Here is a 13,411-nt window from a genome sequence, read left to right on the forward strand (position 1 = left end):
TTGGCCGGGGCCCGCGTGGCTCCGGCCCCTTTCGGGAGAATAGTTCCAGCAGATCGGGAGGCGACCCGTGGACCGGCGTAGACTGGAGGTGAACCTGCACGACGCCCATCTGGGCCTCTGGCAGAAGGACCCGAACGACCCGACGCTCCGAACCGAGATCTACGAGGGCTTGCTGGGTCATCTGAAGCGCCGCGGGTTCAAGATCACCGCGGTTCCACGGGTGGCGAAGCACCACCGCTGCATCAGCCCGCTCTACCGGCTCGCGGCCCGGGGCGACCTGCGCGCCGAGATCCACGTCAGCGGCTGTTGCGTGCAGCTCGACTGGTGGTCCGAGGCCGCGCCCGAGGACAACAAGAACGGTCGCAAGTACGACTACCGCCGCCGCGAGCGTATGCCCTATCTTGATGGTCTCCGGTTCGAGCTGGAACTGCGCCACCTCTTGAAGTGGCTGGCTGAGCGGGCCGACGTCGCGATGCGAGCACCGCACCGGCAGGATTTCCGCTGTGGTCGTGGCCGTGGCGAACTGCCGGCAGCCGAGTACATCCAGGCGCGCTACGCTACCGATTGGCACACCGACAAGGAGATCGGCCGCCCCAGGTCCCAGGACTACGACCGCAAGTCGGGCGACGGTGACGGCAGCCTCGTGGAACACGGCGCCCGCGTCTGGTTCCGCGACCGCAAGGGCCGGATCGGCGCCGGCATCGCGCACTCCGACGGCGGCAGCCGATGGATGATCGTGACCGGCCCCTACAGCATCACGTGGGCCAGTAGCTTTGAGATCTACACGCGCTGCCCTCCCGACCTCCGGCGGAAGCGTAACGAGCGTGAGCGCCGCAAGCGCCTCGAGGGCGAGTTGGCCAAGGCGATCACGCGCATGGATTTCCTGCGCGCTGAGACCCTGCGCAAGATCCTGTTCGGTGCCGAGCTGACCTACGGCATCTGGGCGGTCGACAAGGAAGCGTTCTACCGCTCGGACTATGCCGGCTACACCACGGACCGGATCTCTGCGGGCCGGTACACCTGGGACGAGGCCGCGGCCGAAGTCAAGCGCGTTCCGCACGAACTGCGCCTGGTCCTACCGGACGGCCGGCACCTGAAAGCCGGCGAGCTCTCCATGGCGAGGGCCGCCTAATGTGCTGGCCGAGCTTCTTCATCGGTCTGGCCGTGGGTCTCGCCCTGGCCGGGGCCGCCTGGGCGCTCGCGTCCTCGCACCGCGCCCTCAAGGCCGAGGACGCTGCGCGCGCCGCGTCCGATCGCACCGAGATCGATCCCGAAAAGGGCTCTGCCATCAGCATCCGTGCCTCCTCAGGCGAGGTGCTCCTTGAGCTCGGCACGATGCGGAACGTCGGCGGCATTTCCGCTGACGCCTGGGCCTCGCTCTCGCCGTCGGATGCTCGTGAGGTCGCCGCCGACCTGGTCCGCACAGCGGCTTGGCTGGAGCGCCCCCGTGGCTGATGCCGTCGCCGCCCGCTTCGACTTCATCGCGATCGGCCCGCACGGCGTCTACGCGCTGTGTGAGGACCTGCCGGAAGACCCGCGCACCAGCGTGAAGTTCATCGCCCGCATCCGTGTGCGCGGCCATCGCGTGGAGCGCGTGCCGGTGGCTGAAGCCGTCGAGCGACATCGCGCCTTCCTCGCACTCTCAGGCGAGGCCCGTCCGCCCCTTTGCCCGAAAACAGGAGAGCAACCCAATGGCTGAGCACGATGCCGTTAACAACCCGAAGCACTACACCAGTCATCCGTCCGGTGTTCAGTGCGTCGACGTCGCGGAGCACATGAACTTCAATCTCGGCAACGCCACGAAATACATCTGGCGCGCCGGCTTGAAGACCGAAAGCCCTGTCGAAGATCTACAGAAGGCCCGCTGGTATCTCGACCGCGAGATCGGCCGCCTCACCAAGGGAGAGACCAATGGCCGGTGATCGCATCGATGTCCTCGACCACGGCTATGTCCGGTTGGTTGAGAGCATGGGATCGGACCTGTCCATCGTCCGAGCGGCCCGCGTCTCCTACGACGCCGCTTGGCGGGCCGGCGAGGACACCGGCTCGGACAACCGGCTGATCAACTACCTCTGGAAGAACCGGCACACGACGCCGTTCGAGGCTGTGGAGTTTCAGTTCGAGGTCTACGCGCCGATCTTCGTGTTCCGGCAGTGGCACCGGCACCGTACCTGGAGCTTCAACGAGCTGTCCGGCCGCTACCGCGAGCTGCCCGAGGTCTTCTATGTGCCGGACCCGGCCGTCATCGGCGAGCAGTCGACGAGCAACAAGCAGGGCCGGCAGGCCGGTGACGCCGGGCTCATCGAGCAGCGCCAGGCAGAGGTCGTCGACTTCAGAGCTTCGTGCGAGGCGGCGTTCGTCGACTATCGGAAGCTGCTCGCTGCCGGCTGGCCCCGCGAGCTGGCCCGCTCGGTCCTGCCGGTCAGCACCTACAGCCACATGTTCGCGAAGGTCGACCTGCTGAACCTACTCCGGTTCCTCGACCTCCGCTGCCACTCTCACGCTCAGCACGAGATCCGCGTCTACGCCGACGCCATGCGAGATCTCGCCTGCAGCGTCGTCCCGGTCGCGATGTCGGCATGGGAGGCCTGATCCCTATGGCCGAGTCCAGCACCATCACGCGCGAGGGCGCGCTGATGACGAAGGTCCCCGACGATCACCCGCTGATGATCGCGTGGAAGGCGTACACCGCCACGGGGGACTACGAGAACACGAAGGGCTGGTGCGTCGGGCCGCACGCCGAGGGCTCGCTCTGGGCGGCCTTCGAGCGCGGGTTCATGGCGGCCAGCGTCATGCCGCACCCGACCCCGCCGGGCGGACCGGTCGCCAACCCGGAAGGCGAGCGGATCTATAGCGCCATCGCCGCGCAGTCCCGGGCCGAGATCCCCGAGGAGGAACGCGGAGCCTCCAGCATGGTGGATGCCGTCCGCTTCATCGGGCGATGGATGCCCGAGAGCCTGCCGGCGAGCGACACAGGGCAGATCCCATTCGGTCGCGCGCTGCTTGAGATGGCTGTCGACGCGATGAAGGCGGCCATCTCACCGTCGCCGGCCGATCTCGGCCGCCTCGACATCGTGTGCTCGCGAGCCATCGCCGCCGCCAACATCACGAACTGCCATCGGGACGAGGTACGGCCCGTGGTCTTGGCCATACTCGCGGATCTCGCGACGGGAGGGGCCGATGTCTGAGTCTACCATCGCGCGCGAGCCAAACGCCTCGGCGTCACCAGCTTCATCGGACCAAGGCGCGCTGACCCAACTATGGTGCATGCACATCTCGGGGCCGGATGATCTCCATGCCGCGCCCGACTACTGGACGGCGCTCGCTTGGTGCGCCGAGCTCAACGCGGTTGTCGCTGCCCGTGCCCTGAAAGAGAATTGGGCCGCCGACGACAACTACCCGCTGATGCAGGCGACTGTCCGACCGTGGATGTGGTCGCGGCAACAGCACGCCAGTCTGCTCTCTATCGAACTGGCCGAGCGACGGGCGCATGCGGAAAAGCGTGCCGCCGCCCTCGCTGCGGAAGCGCGGGCCTCTGGATGCGCGTGGGACGACGAGACCCGGATCGCCATCAACGGGGATGCCGAGGCACGCATCGCTGCGCTGGAGGCGAGCCTACCGTTCGCGGTGAGCAAACACCTATCGACGATCTGCAGTCACCTGCTCGGCCTCTACGATGCGAGCTCGGATCCGAAGGTGCGCGAACTCGCTGTGGCGATCCGCGCCTGCACCGCCGAGGCGGGCGAGGCTTTCGCCATCGCTCTCGCGGAGGGTCGGTCCAATGGTTGAGACGATCGTGGCCCGCGCTGTCCGCCCCATCCCGATCGCAGCCGCCCGCCGGATCGCTGAGGAGTACGGCTACGATCAGGTCGTGATCTACGCCCGAAGGGTGGGTGAAGACCCTGAGCCCTGCGGCGAGCACCTGACCACCTACGGGGTCACCAAGGCCCATTGCCGAGCGGCTGGCGCGATCAGCGCTGCTCTCCAGCGCTTCATGGGCTGGAAGCCCAGCACCACGGAGGCCGCCCATGGCTGACCGTCCCATAATCTTCTCGGCTCCAATGGTCCGCGCCCTGCTGGGTGGTAGGAAGACGCAGACCCGGCGCTTGGTGACACCAGGGACATGCGAGGTCCTCGGCTCGCGCGTCACGGCGAAGAGCCCGGCGTGGACCGGGCTGCGCCTGGACGAGGCCGTCGCCCGCAAGGTCGGTCCGCTCGGGACGCTGCGGCCGCACCTCGACGTGCCGTGGCAGCATCCCGAAGATGCGGCCGCAGGCAGAGGTGGCGAGGCCCGGTATCGCGTCGACCCGATCATCCAGGCCGGTGATCGCCTCTACGTCCGCGAGAACCACGCCCTGGTCCCGTCGTCCGCGTACCGGATGAGCGAGGGCGTCCAGCAGACCATCAACCCGAATGATCGCGACTTGGCCGCCATCTACGCCGCGGGCTGGGATCGATCGAAGCCCCGCTGGCGCCCGTCGATCCACATGCCGCGCTGGGCCTCGCGCCTCACGCTCCTGGTGACGGACGTCCGGGTCGAGCGGTTGCAGGACATCAGCGAGGCGGACGCGATCGACGAGGGCGCGCTGACGTTCGACCTGCCGACGCACGGCGCGCCGACCGAGCGGGGCCAGCCGCCACTCGGCCAGGCGCCGAGCCAGCGCTTCCGGCACCTCTGGAACAGCATCAACGGCCCCGAAGCCTGGGCGGCCAACCCGTGGATTTGCGCGGTGAGCTTCCGCTGCATCCAGCAGAACATCGACACCATGGAGAAGGCGGCATGACTGCGCGGATCGAATTGTCCGGTCGGCGGTTCGGGCGCTGGATGGTGGGCAGCCATGCCGGCGGGAAGCGCTGGAACTGCCGATGCGATTGCGGCACCGAAAAAGCGGTCGACGGCGGCAGCCTGCGGCGAGGCATCAGCTCGGGGTGCAACACATGCGCCCCGAGCCGAGCCAACCGTCGCACGCACGGTCAGAGGCGTTCGCGTCTCTACAACATCTGGTGCGGGATGAAGGCGCGTTGCTGCAACGCGCGCGAGCCCGCGTTCAAGCGCTACGGCGGTCGTGGCATCCGTGTCTGCAAGGCGTGGTCGGACAGCTTCGAGGCTTTCCGGGACTGGGCTCTCGCGAACGGCTACGAGCCGCACCTCACCATCGACCGCGAGAACAACGACGGACATTACGAGCCCGGGAATTGCCGTTGGGCGACCTACCGCGAGCAGAACCGGAACTACAGCCGGAACCGGCCGATCCAGTACGCGGGCCGCTACGTCTTGATCGGTGACCTGGCGGCCGAGCGCGGCCTCCCCGCAGACATCGTGAAGAACCGCGTCCGCCGGTACGGCTGGCCGATCGAGCGGGCGCTCTCGACGCCGGTCATGTCGCGCGGAGGTGCCCGATGAACGCCGTCACCTTCTCCGTCCACGCGCGCAACATCGACCAGCTCGCGCCGATCGCCGAGGTGGCGGCATGAGCGCGATCTTCACGGCCGACCAGATCGTCGCGCACCTCGTCGGCGATTACCTCCTGCAGTCGCACTGGATGGCGACCCGCAAGGGTCAGGACAGCCTCGCGGCGTTCGCGCACGCCATGGCCTACAGCCTGCCGTTCCTGTTGCTCATCCCGGGCGGCTGGCCGGGCGTGCTCGCGCTCGCCCTCATCGGCGGGACGCACTTCCTGATCGACCGCTGGCGCCTCGCCCGCTTCGTCGTCTGGGCGAAGAACGGCGCGCGCGGACCGGTGACGGCCACCGGCTACCCGGACGACGTGCCCGCGTGGCTGGCCGTCTGGCTGCTCATCATTGCCGACAACGTCCTGCACATCCTGATCAACGGCGTGGTGCTGTGGGGCGTCCGATGAGCCTCGTCACCCTCACCGCGAACAGCTGGTCCGGGCCGCTCCCGACGCCCGGCACGTGGCTGCGCACCGAGCGCGGCCGCACCGCCTACGAGGTCGTCGAGTTCCGCCCCTGCCGGCCGGGCTCGAAGGCCGTAGGCCGCCTGCGCTGCCGGCGCACCTCGCCGAGCGAGATCCCCGAGGGCGCCACCGTCTTCACCTGGCAATGGAGCGCACGATGAGCACCGGACGCACCAAGCTGATGCAGGACCTGATGATGGTCGCCGCCGGCCATCCGGTCGAGGACGTGATCGGCGCCATGTGCGACGCCCTGGCCAGCGCCATCGCGTTCGCCTCGGATGATCGGCCGGCAGCAGACACCTTCGTCGACTCGCTGCCGGCCGACCTCAAAGAGATCATCTCCGAGAACTGGGACTACATCACGAGCGTGAAGGTGGCGTCGGCTGCTCAGGCAGGTGCGGCATGAGCACCAGCCTCGCCCTCGCCTCCGCCGACCTGTTCGGCGTGCCGTTCGCCGACACGATCACCCGTTCGGCCAACCTGTCCCGCTGCGGCGCCTACCGCTTCACGCTGACCCGCACTTGGTCGAGCGAGGGCGGACACGTCTGCTTCATCGGGCTCAACCCGAGCACGGCCGACCACCGACAGGACGATCCGACCGTGCGCCGCTGGATCCACTTCGCCCGGTCCTGGGGCTACGGCGGGTTCACCGCGGTCAACCTCTACCCGCTGCGCACCTCGTTGCCGGCCGAGTGCCGTGCCTGGGCCCGGTTCATGGACAACGGCCCGGACTGGCACGCGCGGGATCGCATCCACTTCGACAACCTGCCGGTCCTCGTGCGCGAGGCGAAGGCGGCCGCCCTCGTCGTCGCCTGCTGGGGCGCCAGCGCGTGGGATCCCGAGTTCGTCGACCACGTGCTCGAGGAGGTCACCACCGGCGAGGAGCCGTGGCCCGACGTCCACTGCTTCGGCCTGACCGCCGACGGCTCGCCGATCCATCCGATGGCGCGGGGCCGCTCGCGCATCCCTGATCAAGCTCAGCCGGTGCTCTGGAAGGCCGGTACGCTTGGAGGTGCCGCATGATGGCCGCCGTCGACCCCGGCCGGGCCGCCTACGAGGCCCGCTTCGCCCACGCCCGCCCGCGCGACGTGGAGCCGTGGGACAGCCTGACGCCGGAGGTGCGGGCAATCTGGGCGCACGTTGAGGCCAAGAGCCGCGGGCAGGTCGTAGCCCCGGACGATGTGCGCGAGGCCCTGACCGAGGCTGTGCAGCGGGGGCTGTCGGGAGACCACTGGTGGATCGTGGCCGAGCCCCGCGAGATCGCCGACGAGCTGATCGCCGGGCCGCTGGCGAACCTCATCGCCTCCGCGGCCGAGTCCGACCGCTTGGGCAGCGAATACGCTGGCGCCATGGACGCGCGCACGGCCGACGCGGTGGAGATGGAGCGGCTTCGAAAGGAGAACGATCACCTTCGCGCCAGCCTCGCGAACAGCGACGGCCCTTGTCCCTACTGCAATCTGCCGAAGGAGGAGTGGTCGCGCTGTGCGAGCGGCTTCCCTGGTTGCGCCCGCGGCGACGACGCGATGCTTTGCCCGCACGTCGGCGGCGAGCTTGAGGTGGAGGCCCGCTTCGCCCGCCTGCTCATCGCCTTCCACGATGCGACCCGCCGACCTCTCGGCATCACGCCAGACAGCGGATTGGAGTTCTACGATCCGCGGATGGCGGATGAGGCGGAGGCGCGGCGGACAGGACGCGTGGCTCTAGCGCGGCACACCCCCCTGGCGGAGGACGGGTGTCGCGAGAGTTCGGACCCGTTCTGACATGCGCTGCCTCCTCGCCGCCGGCATCTTCTTCGTCATCGGCTACCCGGTGTGGGGCGTGCTGTTCCTTGTTCTTTCAGCGCTGGGGTGAGTTTTCGCGCGCGGATTGGTTTGCCCAGTGGATATCTCTCAGGAAATTAGCAACCTATCGCTCCAAATTCGGTAGAATATCAGCGACGGGAGATTGCCCATGAAAGCTGATCTAGCCGAAAAGTTATCGAAACTGATCCCGCGACTGGCAACGGATCAGGATGGTGAGAAGGTCGCCACGGTCCATGCCATTCAGCGGGTCCTCAACGCAGCAGGCCTCGACTTCCACGATCTCGCCGCGGAGCTGACCAAACCCTCGTATGACCATGCTCCGATGTTCGACGGGCCGCCGTTCGGGTTCGCTTGGCGGCCGCCGAAACCGAAGCCTGCCAGCAAGGGACTGAACGACGAGGACGGGGTCTTCCGTCCTTGGAACCAAGTCGTCGGGGAGATCCTTGAGCGGCACGAAACTATCCCGAAGCGCTACGGCGGCAAGTTTCTCACGAAAGAGCAGGTCCAGAAGCTGGAGCGCATCTACCGCGGTGAGATCGCTGCTCACGACCATGAGCAGATGCTCAAGAACATTGATGATCGGCTGCGCATGGCATGGAAGGCGCAGGAAGCCGATCCGAGAAGGAAGGCTGCATGATGCGTGTCGCGACAATAGCGGGTGCGTTGTTGACGCTGGCTGTGGCGCCCGCCGGCGCCCAAACGGCCGAGAAGCCGAGAACGCTTGGATCCATCATGGTCGACAACCCAACCAAGAAGCGGGACATCCTCATTGGTATGGCTGAGGCGCTGAGCACGAAGTACCCGACGCTGCGGTTGTCCATGCTGACGAAATGCCTTGAGGACGCGGCTGACATGCCGGTCAACTGGTCGAAGGATCTGCGGCCCTTCGTCCTTGCGTGCGCATCAAAAGCGTCGGCGCAATAGGCCAACTACGTTGGAGATGCGGATCATGTCCCGACGCAAGATCACCGACAAGCAACTCGTCCGCATCGCCTCCGAGTTTCGGAAGGGTATGCTCGGCGACAATCCGTCTACCCTCTGGTGCTTCATGATCTGCGCCCCGCTCGGCGGGATGCTGCGTGCAATCTACGGCGTGGACGCTGAATTGGTCGAAGGCGATCTCGGCGAGATCAACCATGTGTGGCTGCGACTAGCGGACGGCCGCGTTCTGGACCCGACGGCAGATCAGTTCAATGAGGCGAGGGCTACGCCCCTGCCACCGGTCTACCTCGGGCCGGCCCTGGACATTCACCCGGCCACGGAGAGCGCCGATGCCTGACCGCTTGGTCCTACCCCCGCTTCGTCGCAGCGCTTTCGACGCAGCCACGTTCGCTGGCATCGTCCACGAGGGGCAGTTCGATAAGGCCGGCAAGCCCTATGTCGAGCACCTTGCTCGCGTGGCTAAGCGCGTCTGCTACCTCGCCCAGCACTGCCCGTTCTGGTCCGACGATGAACGCGACGACGCTGTCCAGATCGCGTGGCTGCGCGACGTGGTCGAGGACGGAAAAGCCTCGCTTGAGGGGCTGCGCGCGGAGGGTTTCGGATCCCCCGTGATCGCTGGCGTATTCGCCCTGTCGAAGCCGCAGCGCCCCCTCGGCTATGCGGAGTGGGTCGAGGGACTGGCGGCCACCTCACCGCTAATCGAGATCCTCGTGAAGCTCGCCGATGTCGAGGACAACTCGGACCCGGAGAGGCTGGCGGTGCTTCCGGCCGTGACCCGCGAGCGCCTAGAGCGGAAGTACGCCGGGATCGCGGATCTGCTGCGCAACGCGGCGAGGGCGAAGGGCTGGCAAGGATGAGCCGGGAGATCTGCCTCGACACCGAGACAACCGGCGTGGATCACAAGTCCGGCGACCGCATCGTCGAGGTCGCTTGTGTCGAACTGCTGAACCATGTCCAGACCGGCCGCACCTTCCACCGCTACGTGAACCCCGAGCGGGAGGTGCCAGCCGAAGCTGCGGCGGTCCACGGCCTGAACACGGGGTTCCTGGCGGACAAGCCTCTGTTCGCCGAGATCGTCGGCGATCTCCTCGCTTTCATCGACGGCGCGCCGCTGGTCATCCACAACGCGTCCTTCGACGCCGGCTTCCTCAACATGGAGTTCCGGCGCTTGGCCGAGCCGAGTCCGAAGCTGCTCACCGAAGCGGACGTGATCGACACGCTCCAGATCGCCCGGCGCAAGCACGTCGGTGCCAGCAACACCCTGGACGCACTCTGCGACCGCTACCGGATCGACCGCGGCAAGCGGACGAAGCACGGAGCGCTCCTCGACGCGCAGTTGCTCGCCGAGGTCTACCTCGAGCTTCTCGGCGGGAAGCAATCGGGCCTCGACCTGGGCATCGTCGCTGAGCCGGCCGCGGCGGTCGAAGACGCAGCGCCGACGGTCCAGCGCACGATGCGCTCCCGCATAACCGAGGCCGAGATCGCGCGTCACGCCGCCTTCGTGGCATCGCTCGGCGAGAAGGCGGTGTGGCGGGACTACCTGACGGAGGACGAGGCATAGCGGCGTCGAGGCGCCGAAGGTTCGGAGATCCGGACACTCGGTGCGACGAAAAATGAGACGCGCCCGTCTTCTTCGCTGGACATTGTCCAATAAATCTGTACGTTGGTGGTCATCGGCGGACGCGAGAGCGCGTCACCGTCGGGAGGGTCACCGATGTCCAACCATCGCCAGATTTTCCGAGGTGCCGCCCTCGCTGACCGCCGCGCCGCTCGGCCGGCCGGGCAGGGCTCACAGTCCTCGCAGTACGCCCGCCTGAACGCCGGCCGCGTCCAGGCCCGGTCCGATGCTCCGGGCCAGACCGAGGCAGCCGCCAAGGTGAAGCGCGCCTGCTGGCACGGCCGCTCGGATCGTCGCTACGTCGTCACCGTCCACGGCCTCGACGCCGAGGTTCCGACCTGCGGTGTCGCCCTGGCGGTTCGCCGGGAGGAGGGCGCGCTCAAGTTGGTCGCGGTCGAGCCCTTCATCTCCACCTCGACCACCTTCGCGTCCTTCCGCTCCTACACCCGCGGCAAGGGTGCGACCGAGCTTCACATCCTGTCGATGGATCCGGCCGAGTGCCGCGGGCGCGATGCCATCGTCCGCGATCTCCTGGCCGCGAACTGAGGAGGCCGGGATGTACCGCTCGCTCCTCGACGCCGTCCCGCATTCGGGCTTCCGCGCCATCGAACCCGCACTCATCCGCTCGGAAGCCGTGCGCTTGCGCCACGCCCGAGAGGATCACGCCAAGTGCATGCGGATCGCCGCCTACCACCGGCACCGCATGTCCCGCGGAGAGCGCGGCCTCCGCTCCCAGCACGACTGGGCGCTGAACCACTGCCGCGTCCTGCGTCGCCGCTTCCCCAACCTCTGATCTCGGAGCCGTACCGATGCGCGAGGCTATCGACCTCTATCTCGCCACCGCGCCGCTCGGCGAGGTGCTCACCTACGTCGGCCTCGGCATCCTAGCCGTCGGCTTCGGACCGTTCGTGCCCGGCCATGTCGCCGAGCACATCGCCGCCTACCGCGCGAGCCGTTGACCATGCGACCTGACCCCGTCGCCCGTCTCCGCGGCCACCTCTCCCGCGAGATCGCCCGTCTCGTCTCCGACTGGATCACCTGCGGGGATCCTGAAGAGCGGGAGGAGATCGAGCTCGAGCTAGAGGGCGTCGAGGACGCTCTCGCCTCGCTCAACATGTGCTTCGCTTGAGGCGACGATGCCGACGTACACTCTGATCACCGTGACCTATGGTGGCGCAGTCCATCACGCCCGCGGGTTCGAGAGCCTGCGCATGTGCCAGGAGGCGCGATCTATCGCGCTCACCGGCATGACGCTCGCCGAGAATGAGGCGGCGGACACGGCTTACCGAACGCTGTGCATCGATCGGGACCAGAAGCGCCGCGCATCGCGCGAGGCGCAGTGGAGGGTGAAGCATCCGCCGCGTCCGCCCACATCTGACGAGCGCGAACGGCTCAAGGTCCTGCAACTCGCGTGGCGACATGAGGGCCCGCGCAGATCTGAGCAACTCGACGATGAGCCTTGGTGTGGCCCGAACGTGGAACTCGTCCGGTCGACCTTCGGCGCCGATGGCCTCGTCTACGATCACTTCGCCGTCAACGGCGGCTGGGCGACGGGCGGCTTCAGCCCCGCCTACTCGACAGAGCGCGGCGAGAGCGTTGCGATGATCCGCGGTGTCTGGGTGAAGAAGGGCTTGCACGACATTCGGTCCGCGCACTGCGTTATCGAGATGCCGGACGAGCCGACCGTTCCCCTGTCGCAGCTTACACCCAGCGAGGCCGCGTGATGGTCGGGCTCTCGCTCGGGCGCATCGGAACCTATGCCGGCATCCGCCTCGTCGCTGACCCTCACATGGTCGACGTCGTCGAGGATTGGTCGAGAGTGCGCTCGCCTTCCCGGGCGGCTCGGCGCCGGCGTCAGGGCCATCGGCAGCGCATCCGCTACCTGGAGGTCCCGAAGGCCGACATCATCCATTTGCCTGCCGAGGGCGTGATGGTCGCTCATCCGGCGACGATCGACAAACTGTACGCACGCATCGCCGTCGGTATGGATCGCCGCCGGGAGGCGCAGGCTGTGGATACCCTCTTGGGCCGTCCAGTCCAGTAAGGCGTCGAATTAGGGATGTCGATCGATGAGCAATCAAGGATTGGCCGCACGCATGACCCTCATGCCTGCGCAGACACGCATTGCAGAGCTTGAGGCCGAGAACGATCGACTGCGGCAGATCGTAGAAAGCGACGACAACGGCAAGGCGATTGCGGAATACGAATGGGACCGGGCGAACAAGCTGGCCGAGGAGAATGCGCGCCTGAGAGGGATGCTGCCGCAGGGCGTTCCAGGGCTGTCTTGGGTCAATCCGGCCCCGCACGCTGCGGCACCCGCAGTCGTGTCCCTGACCACGAGGACGGTGCAGATCCGCGACTGCGCCTGCTGTTGCGATCAGCCCACGGTGCCGCCGGACTGCCCGGCCTGCAAGGGCGTCGGCGGGTTCGGCATGGTCGCCATCGTGCGCTGAACAGCGCAGAGGGGAAAGGAGCCGAACCCGATGCGAACGACCATGCACGAGCCCGAGACGCCGGAGGTTGAGGCCGCCGCGCAGGCCCTTTTCGACCGCTACGTCGCCCGGCTCAAACCACGCTACGCCGAGCCTCATCACCCTGAAGGCACGCGTGTTTCCGCGATGCCGCCGTCCTACCGCGACGACTACATCTTGGACGCCAAGGCCGCGCTCGCCGCCGCAGCCACGGCGCGAACAGGGGCGAGCGAATAGGGCAGAGAGGCAGCAGATGGACGCTGATTGGAAAGGCCGCCCGGAGCGGCGATGGCGTTGGCGGCACTGGCGTTTCGAGTGGGGACGCTTTGCCTACCAGACTGACGTTCGAGGGCGTGAGCGCGCCCGGTGGTGGGTCTGGGACGCGGCCTAACAGGCAGAGGGGCAGGACCCATGTTCGGGATGAGCGGCCGGCAGACCCGTTGCGCCTGCTACGCGATCCTCACCGTCATGGTCGCGGTGGATCCGTGGATGTCTCTCTGGCCTACGCTGTTTCTGATCCTGATGGACGCCCTTGAGGGTTGAGAGCGGGCATCGGACGGCGAGCGAAGATTTCTTCGCCGACCCACTTCCTTCCGGTTATCGCTTGTGCCATCTTCTCTCTTGCGGAATTGAAACACGGCCTCGGCGCTTCCGGCGTGG

Annotated in this window: 28 protein-coding genes; all 28 read left to right on the forward strand. The window is 67.4% G+C overall.

Features of this window, described 5'->3' with window-relative positions; translation table 11 throughout:
- The first annotated feature begins 88 nt into the window (after positions 1 to 88).
- The 28 genes from ACLBYG_RS22070 to ACLBYG_RS22205 all read left to right on the forward strand — a co-directional run bounded on the left by ACLBYG_RS22070 (position 89) and on the right by ACLBYG_RS22205 (position 12,988).
- Positions 89 to 1,132, forward strand: coding sequence for a hypothetical protein (locus ACLBYG_RS22070; RefSeq protein ID WP_447682875.1), 1,044 nt, complete (start codon positions 89 to 91; stop codon positions 1,130 to 1,132).
- Entirely contained in the window at positions 1,132 to 1,455 is a 324-nt protein-coding gene (locus ACLBYG_RS22075) for a hypothetical protein (RefSeq protein ID WP_447682876.1), read from the forward strand. The genes ACLBYG_RS22070 and ACLBYG_RS22075 overlap by 1 nt, the downstream gene beginning before the upstream one ends.
- A complete protein-coding gene (locus tag ACLBYG_RS22080) occupies positions 1,448 to 1,699 on the forward strand; it encodes a hypothetical protein (RefSeq protein ID WP_447682877.1) in 252 nt (83 codons plus the stop codon). The genes ACLBYG_RS22075 and ACLBYG_RS22080 overlap by 8 nt, the downstream gene beginning before the upstream one ends.
- Complete coding sequence (locus ACLBYG_RS22085; protein ID WP_447682878.1) at positions 1,692 to 1,922, forward strand: DUF3310 domain-containing protein; 231 nt, start codon at positions 1,692 to 1,694, stop codon at positions 1,920 to 1,922. Before ACLBYG_RS22080 ends, ACLBYG_RS22085 begins: the two co-directional genes overlap by 8 nt.
- Positions 1,912 to 2,592 carry an FAD-dependent thymidylate synthase gene (gene thyX, locus ACLBYG_RS22090; RefSeq protein WP_447682879.1) on the forward strand — a complete coding sequence of 227 codons (681 nt, stop codon included), beginning with the start codon at positions 1,912 to 1,914 and terminating at the stop codon, positions 2,590 to 2,592. The genes ACLBYG_RS22085 and thyX overlap by 11 nt, the downstream gene beginning before the upstream one ends.
- A gap of 5 nt (positions 2,593 to 2,597) precedes the next feature.
- On the forward strand, positions 2,598 to 3,188 hold the full coding sequence (locus ACLBYG_RS22095; protein ID WP_447682880.1) for a hypothetical protein: 591 nt from the start codon (positions 2,598 to 2,600) through the stop codon (positions 3,186 to 3,188).
- Entirely contained in the window at positions 3,181 to 3,789 is a 609-nt protein-coding gene (locus tag ACLBYG_RS22100; RefSeq protein ID WP_447682881.1) for a hypothetical protein, read from the forward strand. The genes ACLBYG_RS22095 and ACLBYG_RS22100 overlap by 8 nt, the downstream gene beginning before the upstream one ends.
- Positions 3,782 to 4,036: a hypothetical protein gene (locus ACLBYG_RS22105; protein WP_447682882.1), complete on the forward strand. Its 255-nt coding sequence runs from the start codon at positions 3,782 to 3,784 to the stop codon at positions 4,034 to 4,036. Before ACLBYG_RS22100 ends, ACLBYG_RS22105 begins: the two co-directional genes overlap by 8 nt.
- The gene (locus ACLBYG_RS22110; protein ID WP_447682883.1) at positions 4,029 to 4,784 is read left to right on the forward strand and encodes a hypothetical protein; all 756 of its coding nucleotides are present in this window, start codon (positions 4,029 to 4,031) and stop codon (positions 4,782 to 4,784) included. The genes ACLBYG_RS22105 and ACLBYG_RS22110 overlap by 8 nt, the downstream gene beginning before the upstream one ends.
- 227 nt (positions 4,785 to 5,011) lie before the next feature.
- On the forward strand, positions 5,012 to 5,404 hold the full coding sequence (locus ACLBYG_RS22115; RefSeq protein ID WP_447682884.1) for a hypothetical protein: 393 nt from the start codon (positions 5,012 to 5,014) through the stop codon (positions 5,402 to 5,404).
- A gap of 67 nt (positions 5,405 to 5,471) precedes the next feature.
- Positions 5,472 to 5,861 (forward strand): DUF3307 domain-containing protein, encoded by a 390-nt coding sequence (locus ACLBYG_RS22120; RefSeq protein ID WP_447682885.1) that lies wholly within the window; start codon positions 5,472 to 5,474, stop codon positions 5,859 to 5,861.
- Complete coding sequence (locus ACLBYG_RS22125; protein WP_447682886.1) at positions 5,858 to 6,079, forward strand: hypothetical protein; 222 nt, start codon at positions 5,858 to 5,860, stop codon at positions 6,077 to 6,079. The genes ACLBYG_RS22120 and ACLBYG_RS22125 overlap by 4 nt, the downstream gene beginning before the upstream one ends.
- On the forward strand, positions 6,076 to 6,324 hold the full coding sequence (locus ACLBYG_RS22130; RefSeq protein WP_447682887.1) for a hypothetical protein: 249 nt from the start codon (positions 6,076 to 6,078) through the stop codon (positions 6,322 to 6,324). Before ACLBYG_RS22125 ends, ACLBYG_RS22130 begins: the two co-directional genes overlap by 4 nt.
- Entirely contained in the window at positions 6,321 to 6,941 is a 621-nt protein-coding gene (locus ACLBYG_RS22135) for a DUF1643 domain-containing protein (protein ID WP_447682888.1), read from the forward strand. Before ACLBYG_RS22130 ends, ACLBYG_RS22135 begins: the two co-directional genes overlap by 4 nt.
- Positions 6,938 to 7,678 (forward strand): hypothetical protein, encoded by a 741-nt coding sequence (locus tag ACLBYG_RS22140; RefSeq protein WP_447682889.1) that lies wholly within the window; start codon positions 6,938 to 6,940, stop codon positions 7,676 to 7,678. The genes ACLBYG_RS22135 and ACLBYG_RS22140 overlap by 4 nt, the downstream gene beginning before the upstream one ends.
- Before the next feature lie 190 nt (positions 7,679 to 7,868).
- Positions 7,869 to 8,357 (forward strand): hypothetical protein, encoded by a 489-nt coding sequence (locus tag ACLBYG_RS22145; RefSeq protein ID WP_447682890.1) that lies wholly within the window; start codon positions 7,869 to 7,871, stop codon positions 8,355 to 8,357.
- Positions 8,354 to 8,644 (forward strand): hypothetical protein, encoded by a 291-nt coding sequence (locus ACLBYG_RS22150; protein WP_447682891.1) that lies wholly within the window; start codon positions 8,354 to 8,356, stop codon positions 8,642 to 8,644. The genes ACLBYG_RS22145 and ACLBYG_RS22150 overlap by 4 nt, the downstream gene beginning before the upstream one ends.
- Before the next feature lie 25 nt (positions 8,645 to 8,669).
- Positions 8,670 to 8,999, forward strand: coding sequence for a hypothetical protein (locus tag ACLBYG_RS22155; protein ID WP_447682892.1), 330 nt, complete (start codon positions 8,670 to 8,672; stop codon positions 8,997 to 8,999).
- Positions 8,992 to 9,519 (forward strand): metal-dependent phosphohydrolase, encoded by a 528-nt coding sequence (locus tag ACLBYG_RS22160; protein ID WP_447682893.1) that lies wholly within the window; start codon positions 8,992 to 8,994, stop codon positions 9,517 to 9,519. The genes ACLBYG_RS22155 and ACLBYG_RS22160 overlap by 8 nt, the downstream gene beginning before the upstream one ends.
- Positions 9,516 to 10,223: a DNA polymerase III subunit epsilon gene (gene dnaQ / locus ACLBYG_RS22165; protein WP_447682894.1), complete on the forward strand. Its 708-nt coding sequence runs from the start codon at positions 9,516 to 9,518 to the stop codon at positions 10,221 to 10,223. The genes ACLBYG_RS22160 and dnaQ overlap by 4 nt, the downstream gene beginning before the upstream one ends.
- A gap of 153 nt (positions 10,224 to 10,376) precedes the next feature.
- Positions 10,377 to 10,826 carry a hypothetical protein gene (locus ACLBYG_RS22170; RefSeq protein ID WP_447682895.1) on the forward strand — a complete coding sequence of 150 codons (450 nt, stop codon included), beginning with the start codon at positions 10,377 to 10,379 and terminating at the stop codon, positions 10,824 to 10,826.
- A gap of 10 nt (positions 10,827 to 10,836) precedes the next feature.
- Complete coding sequence (locus ACLBYG_RS22175; protein ID WP_447682896.1) at positions 10,837 to 11,073, forward strand: hypothetical protein; 237 nt, start codon at positions 10,837 to 10,839, stop codon at positions 11,071 to 11,073.
- A 16-nt stretch (positions 11,074 to 11,089) separates the two neighbouring features.
- Positions 11,090 to 11,239: a hypothetical protein gene (locus ACLBYG_RS22180; RefSeq protein WP_447682897.1), complete on the forward strand. Its 150-nt coding sequence runs from the start codon at positions 11,090 to 11,092 to the stop codon at positions 11,237 to 11,239.
- A 2-nt stretch (positions 11,240 to 11,241) separates the two neighbouring features.
- Positions 11,242 to 11,409 carry a hypothetical protein gene (locus ACLBYG_RS22185; protein ID WP_447682898.1) on the forward strand — a complete coding sequence of 56 codons (168 nt, stop codon included), beginning with the start codon at positions 11,242 to 11,244 and terminating at the stop codon, positions 11,407 to 11,409.
- A 7-nt stretch (positions 11,410 to 11,416) separates the two neighbouring features.
- On the forward strand, positions 11,417 to 12,004 hold the full coding sequence (locus ACLBYG_RS22190; RefSeq protein WP_447682899.1) for a hypothetical protein: 588 nt from the start codon (positions 11,417 to 11,419) through the stop codon (positions 12,002 to 12,004).
- Positions 12,004 to 12,324: a hypothetical protein gene (locus tag ACLBYG_RS22195; protein ID WP_447682900.1), complete on the forward strand. Its 321-nt coding sequence runs from the start codon at positions 12,004 to 12,006 to the stop codon at positions 12,322 to 12,324. The genes ACLBYG_RS22190 and ACLBYG_RS22195 overlap by 1 nt, the downstream gene beginning before the upstream one ends.
- Before the next feature lie 25 nt (positions 12,325 to 12,349).
- Positions 12,350 to 12,733 carry a hypothetical protein gene (locus ACLBYG_RS22200; protein ID WP_447682901.1) on the forward strand — a complete coding sequence of 128 codons (384 nt, stop codon included), beginning with the start codon at positions 12,350 to 12,352 and terminating at the stop codon, positions 12,731 to 12,733.
- Between the two features lie 30 nt (positions 12,734 to 12,763).
- Positions 12,764 to 12,988 carry a hypothetical protein gene (locus ACLBYG_RS22205; protein WP_447682902.1) on the forward strand — a complete coding sequence of 75 codons (225 nt, stop codon included), beginning with the start codon at positions 12,764 to 12,766 and terminating at the stop codon, positions 12,986 to 12,988.
- Positions 12,989 to 13,411 lie beyond the last annotated feature (423 nt).

The organism is Methylobacterium sp. D53M (genome assembly GCF_053345625.1).

Coding starts and splice junctions, on each gene's coding strand:
- ACLBYG_RS22075 (WP_447682876.1), top strand. CDS start 1,132: ATGTGCTGGCCGAGCTTCTTCATCGGTCTGGCCGTGGGTCTCGCCCTG.
- ACLBYG_RS22085 (WP_447682878.1), top strand. CDS start 1,692: ATGGCTGAGCACGATGCCGTTAACAACCCGAAGCACTACACCAGTCAT.
- thyX (WP_447682879.1), top strand. CDS start 1,912: ATGGCCGGTGATCGCATCGATGTCCTCGACCACGGCTATGTCCGGTTG.
- ACLBYG_RS22095 (WP_447682880.1), top strand. CDS start 2,598: ATGGCCGAGTCCAGCACCATCACGCGCGAGGGCGCGCTGATGACGAAG.
- ACLBYG_RS22100 (WP_447682881.1), top strand. CDS start 3,181: ATGTCTGAGTCTACCATCGCGCGCGAGCCAAACGCCTCGGCGTCACCA.
- ACLBYG_RS22105 (WP_447682882.1), top strand. CDS start 3,782: ATGGTTGAGACGATCGTGGCCCGCGCTGTCCGCCCCATCCCGATCGCA.
- ACLBYG_RS22110 (WP_447682883.1), top strand. CDS start 4,029: ATGGCTGACCGTCCCATAATCTTCTCGGCTCCAATGGTCCGCGCCCTG.
- ACLBYG_RS22115 (WP_447682884.1), top strand. CDS start 5,012: ATGAAGGCGCGTTGCTGCAACGCGCGCGAGCCCGCGTTCAAGCGCTAC.
- ACLBYG_RS22120 (WP_447682885.1), top strand. CDS start 5,472: ATGAGCGCGATCTTCACGGCCGACCAGATCGTCGCGCACCTCGTCGGC.
- ACLBYG_RS22125 (WP_447682886.1), top strand. CDS start 5,858: ATGAGCCTCGTCACCCTCACCGCGAACAGCTGGTCCGGGCCGCTCCCG.
- ACLBYG_RS22130 (WP_447682887.1), top strand. CDS start 6,076: ATGAGCACCGGACGCACCAAGCTGATGCAGGACCTGATGATGGTCGCC.
- ACLBYG_RS22135 (WP_447682888.1), top strand. CDS start 6,321: ATGAGCACCAGCCTCGCCCTCGCCTCCGCCGACCTGTTCGGCGTGCCG.
- ACLBYG_RS22140 (WP_447682889.1), top strand. CDS start 6,938: ATGATGGCCGCCGTCGACCCCGGCCGGGCCGCCTACGAGGCCCGCTTC.
- ACLBYG_RS22145 (WP_447682890.1), top strand. CDS start 7,869: ATGAAAGCTGATCTAGCCGAAAAGTTATCGAAACTGATCCCGCGACTG.
- ACLBYG_RS22150 (WP_447682891.1), top strand. CDS start 8,354: ATGATGCGTGTCGCGACAATAGCGGGTGCGTTGTTGACGCTGGCTGTG.
- ACLBYG_RS22155 (WP_447682892.1), top strand. CDS start 8,670: ATGTCCCGACGCAAGATCACCGACAAGCAACTCGTCCGCATCGCCTCC.
- ACLBYG_RS22160 (WP_447682893.1), top strand. CDS start 8,992: ATGCCTGACCGCTTGGTCCTACCCCCGCTTCGTCGCAGCGCTTTCGAC.
- dnaQ (WP_447682894.1), top strand. CDS start 9,516: ATGAGCCGGGAGATCTGCCTCGACACCGAGACAACCGGCGTGGATCAC.
- ACLBYG_RS22170 (WP_447682895.1), top strand. CDS start 10,377: ATGTCCAACCATCGCCAGATTTTCCGAGGTGCCGCCCTCGCTGACCGC.
- ACLBYG_RS22175 (WP_447682896.1), top strand. CDS start 10,837: ATGTACCGCTCGCTCCTCGACGCCGTCCCGCATTCGGGCTTCCGCGCC.
- ACLBYG_RS22180 (WP_447682897.1), top strand. CDS start 11,090: ATGCGCGAGGCTATCGACCTCTATCTCGCCACCGCGCCGCTCGGCGAG.
- ACLBYG_RS22185 (WP_447682898.1), top strand. CDS start 11,242: ATGCGACCTGACCCCGTCGCCCGTCTCCGCGGCCACCTCTCCCGCGAG.
- ACLBYG_RS22190 (WP_447682899.1), top strand. CDS start 11,417: ATGCCGACGTACACTCTGATCACCGTGACCTATGGTGGCGCAGTCCAT.
- ACLBYG_RS22195 (WP_447682900.1), top strand. CDS start 12,004: ATGGTCGGGCTCTCGCTCGGGCGCATCGGAACCTATGCCGGCATCCGC.
- ACLBYG_RS22200 (WP_447682901.1), top strand. CDS start 12,350: ATGAGCAATCAAGGATTGGCCGCACGCATGACCCTCATGCCTGCGCAG.
- ACLBYG_RS22205 (WP_447682902.1), top strand. CDS start 12,764: ATGCGAACGACCATGCACGAGCCCGAGACGCCGGAGGTTGAGGCCGCC.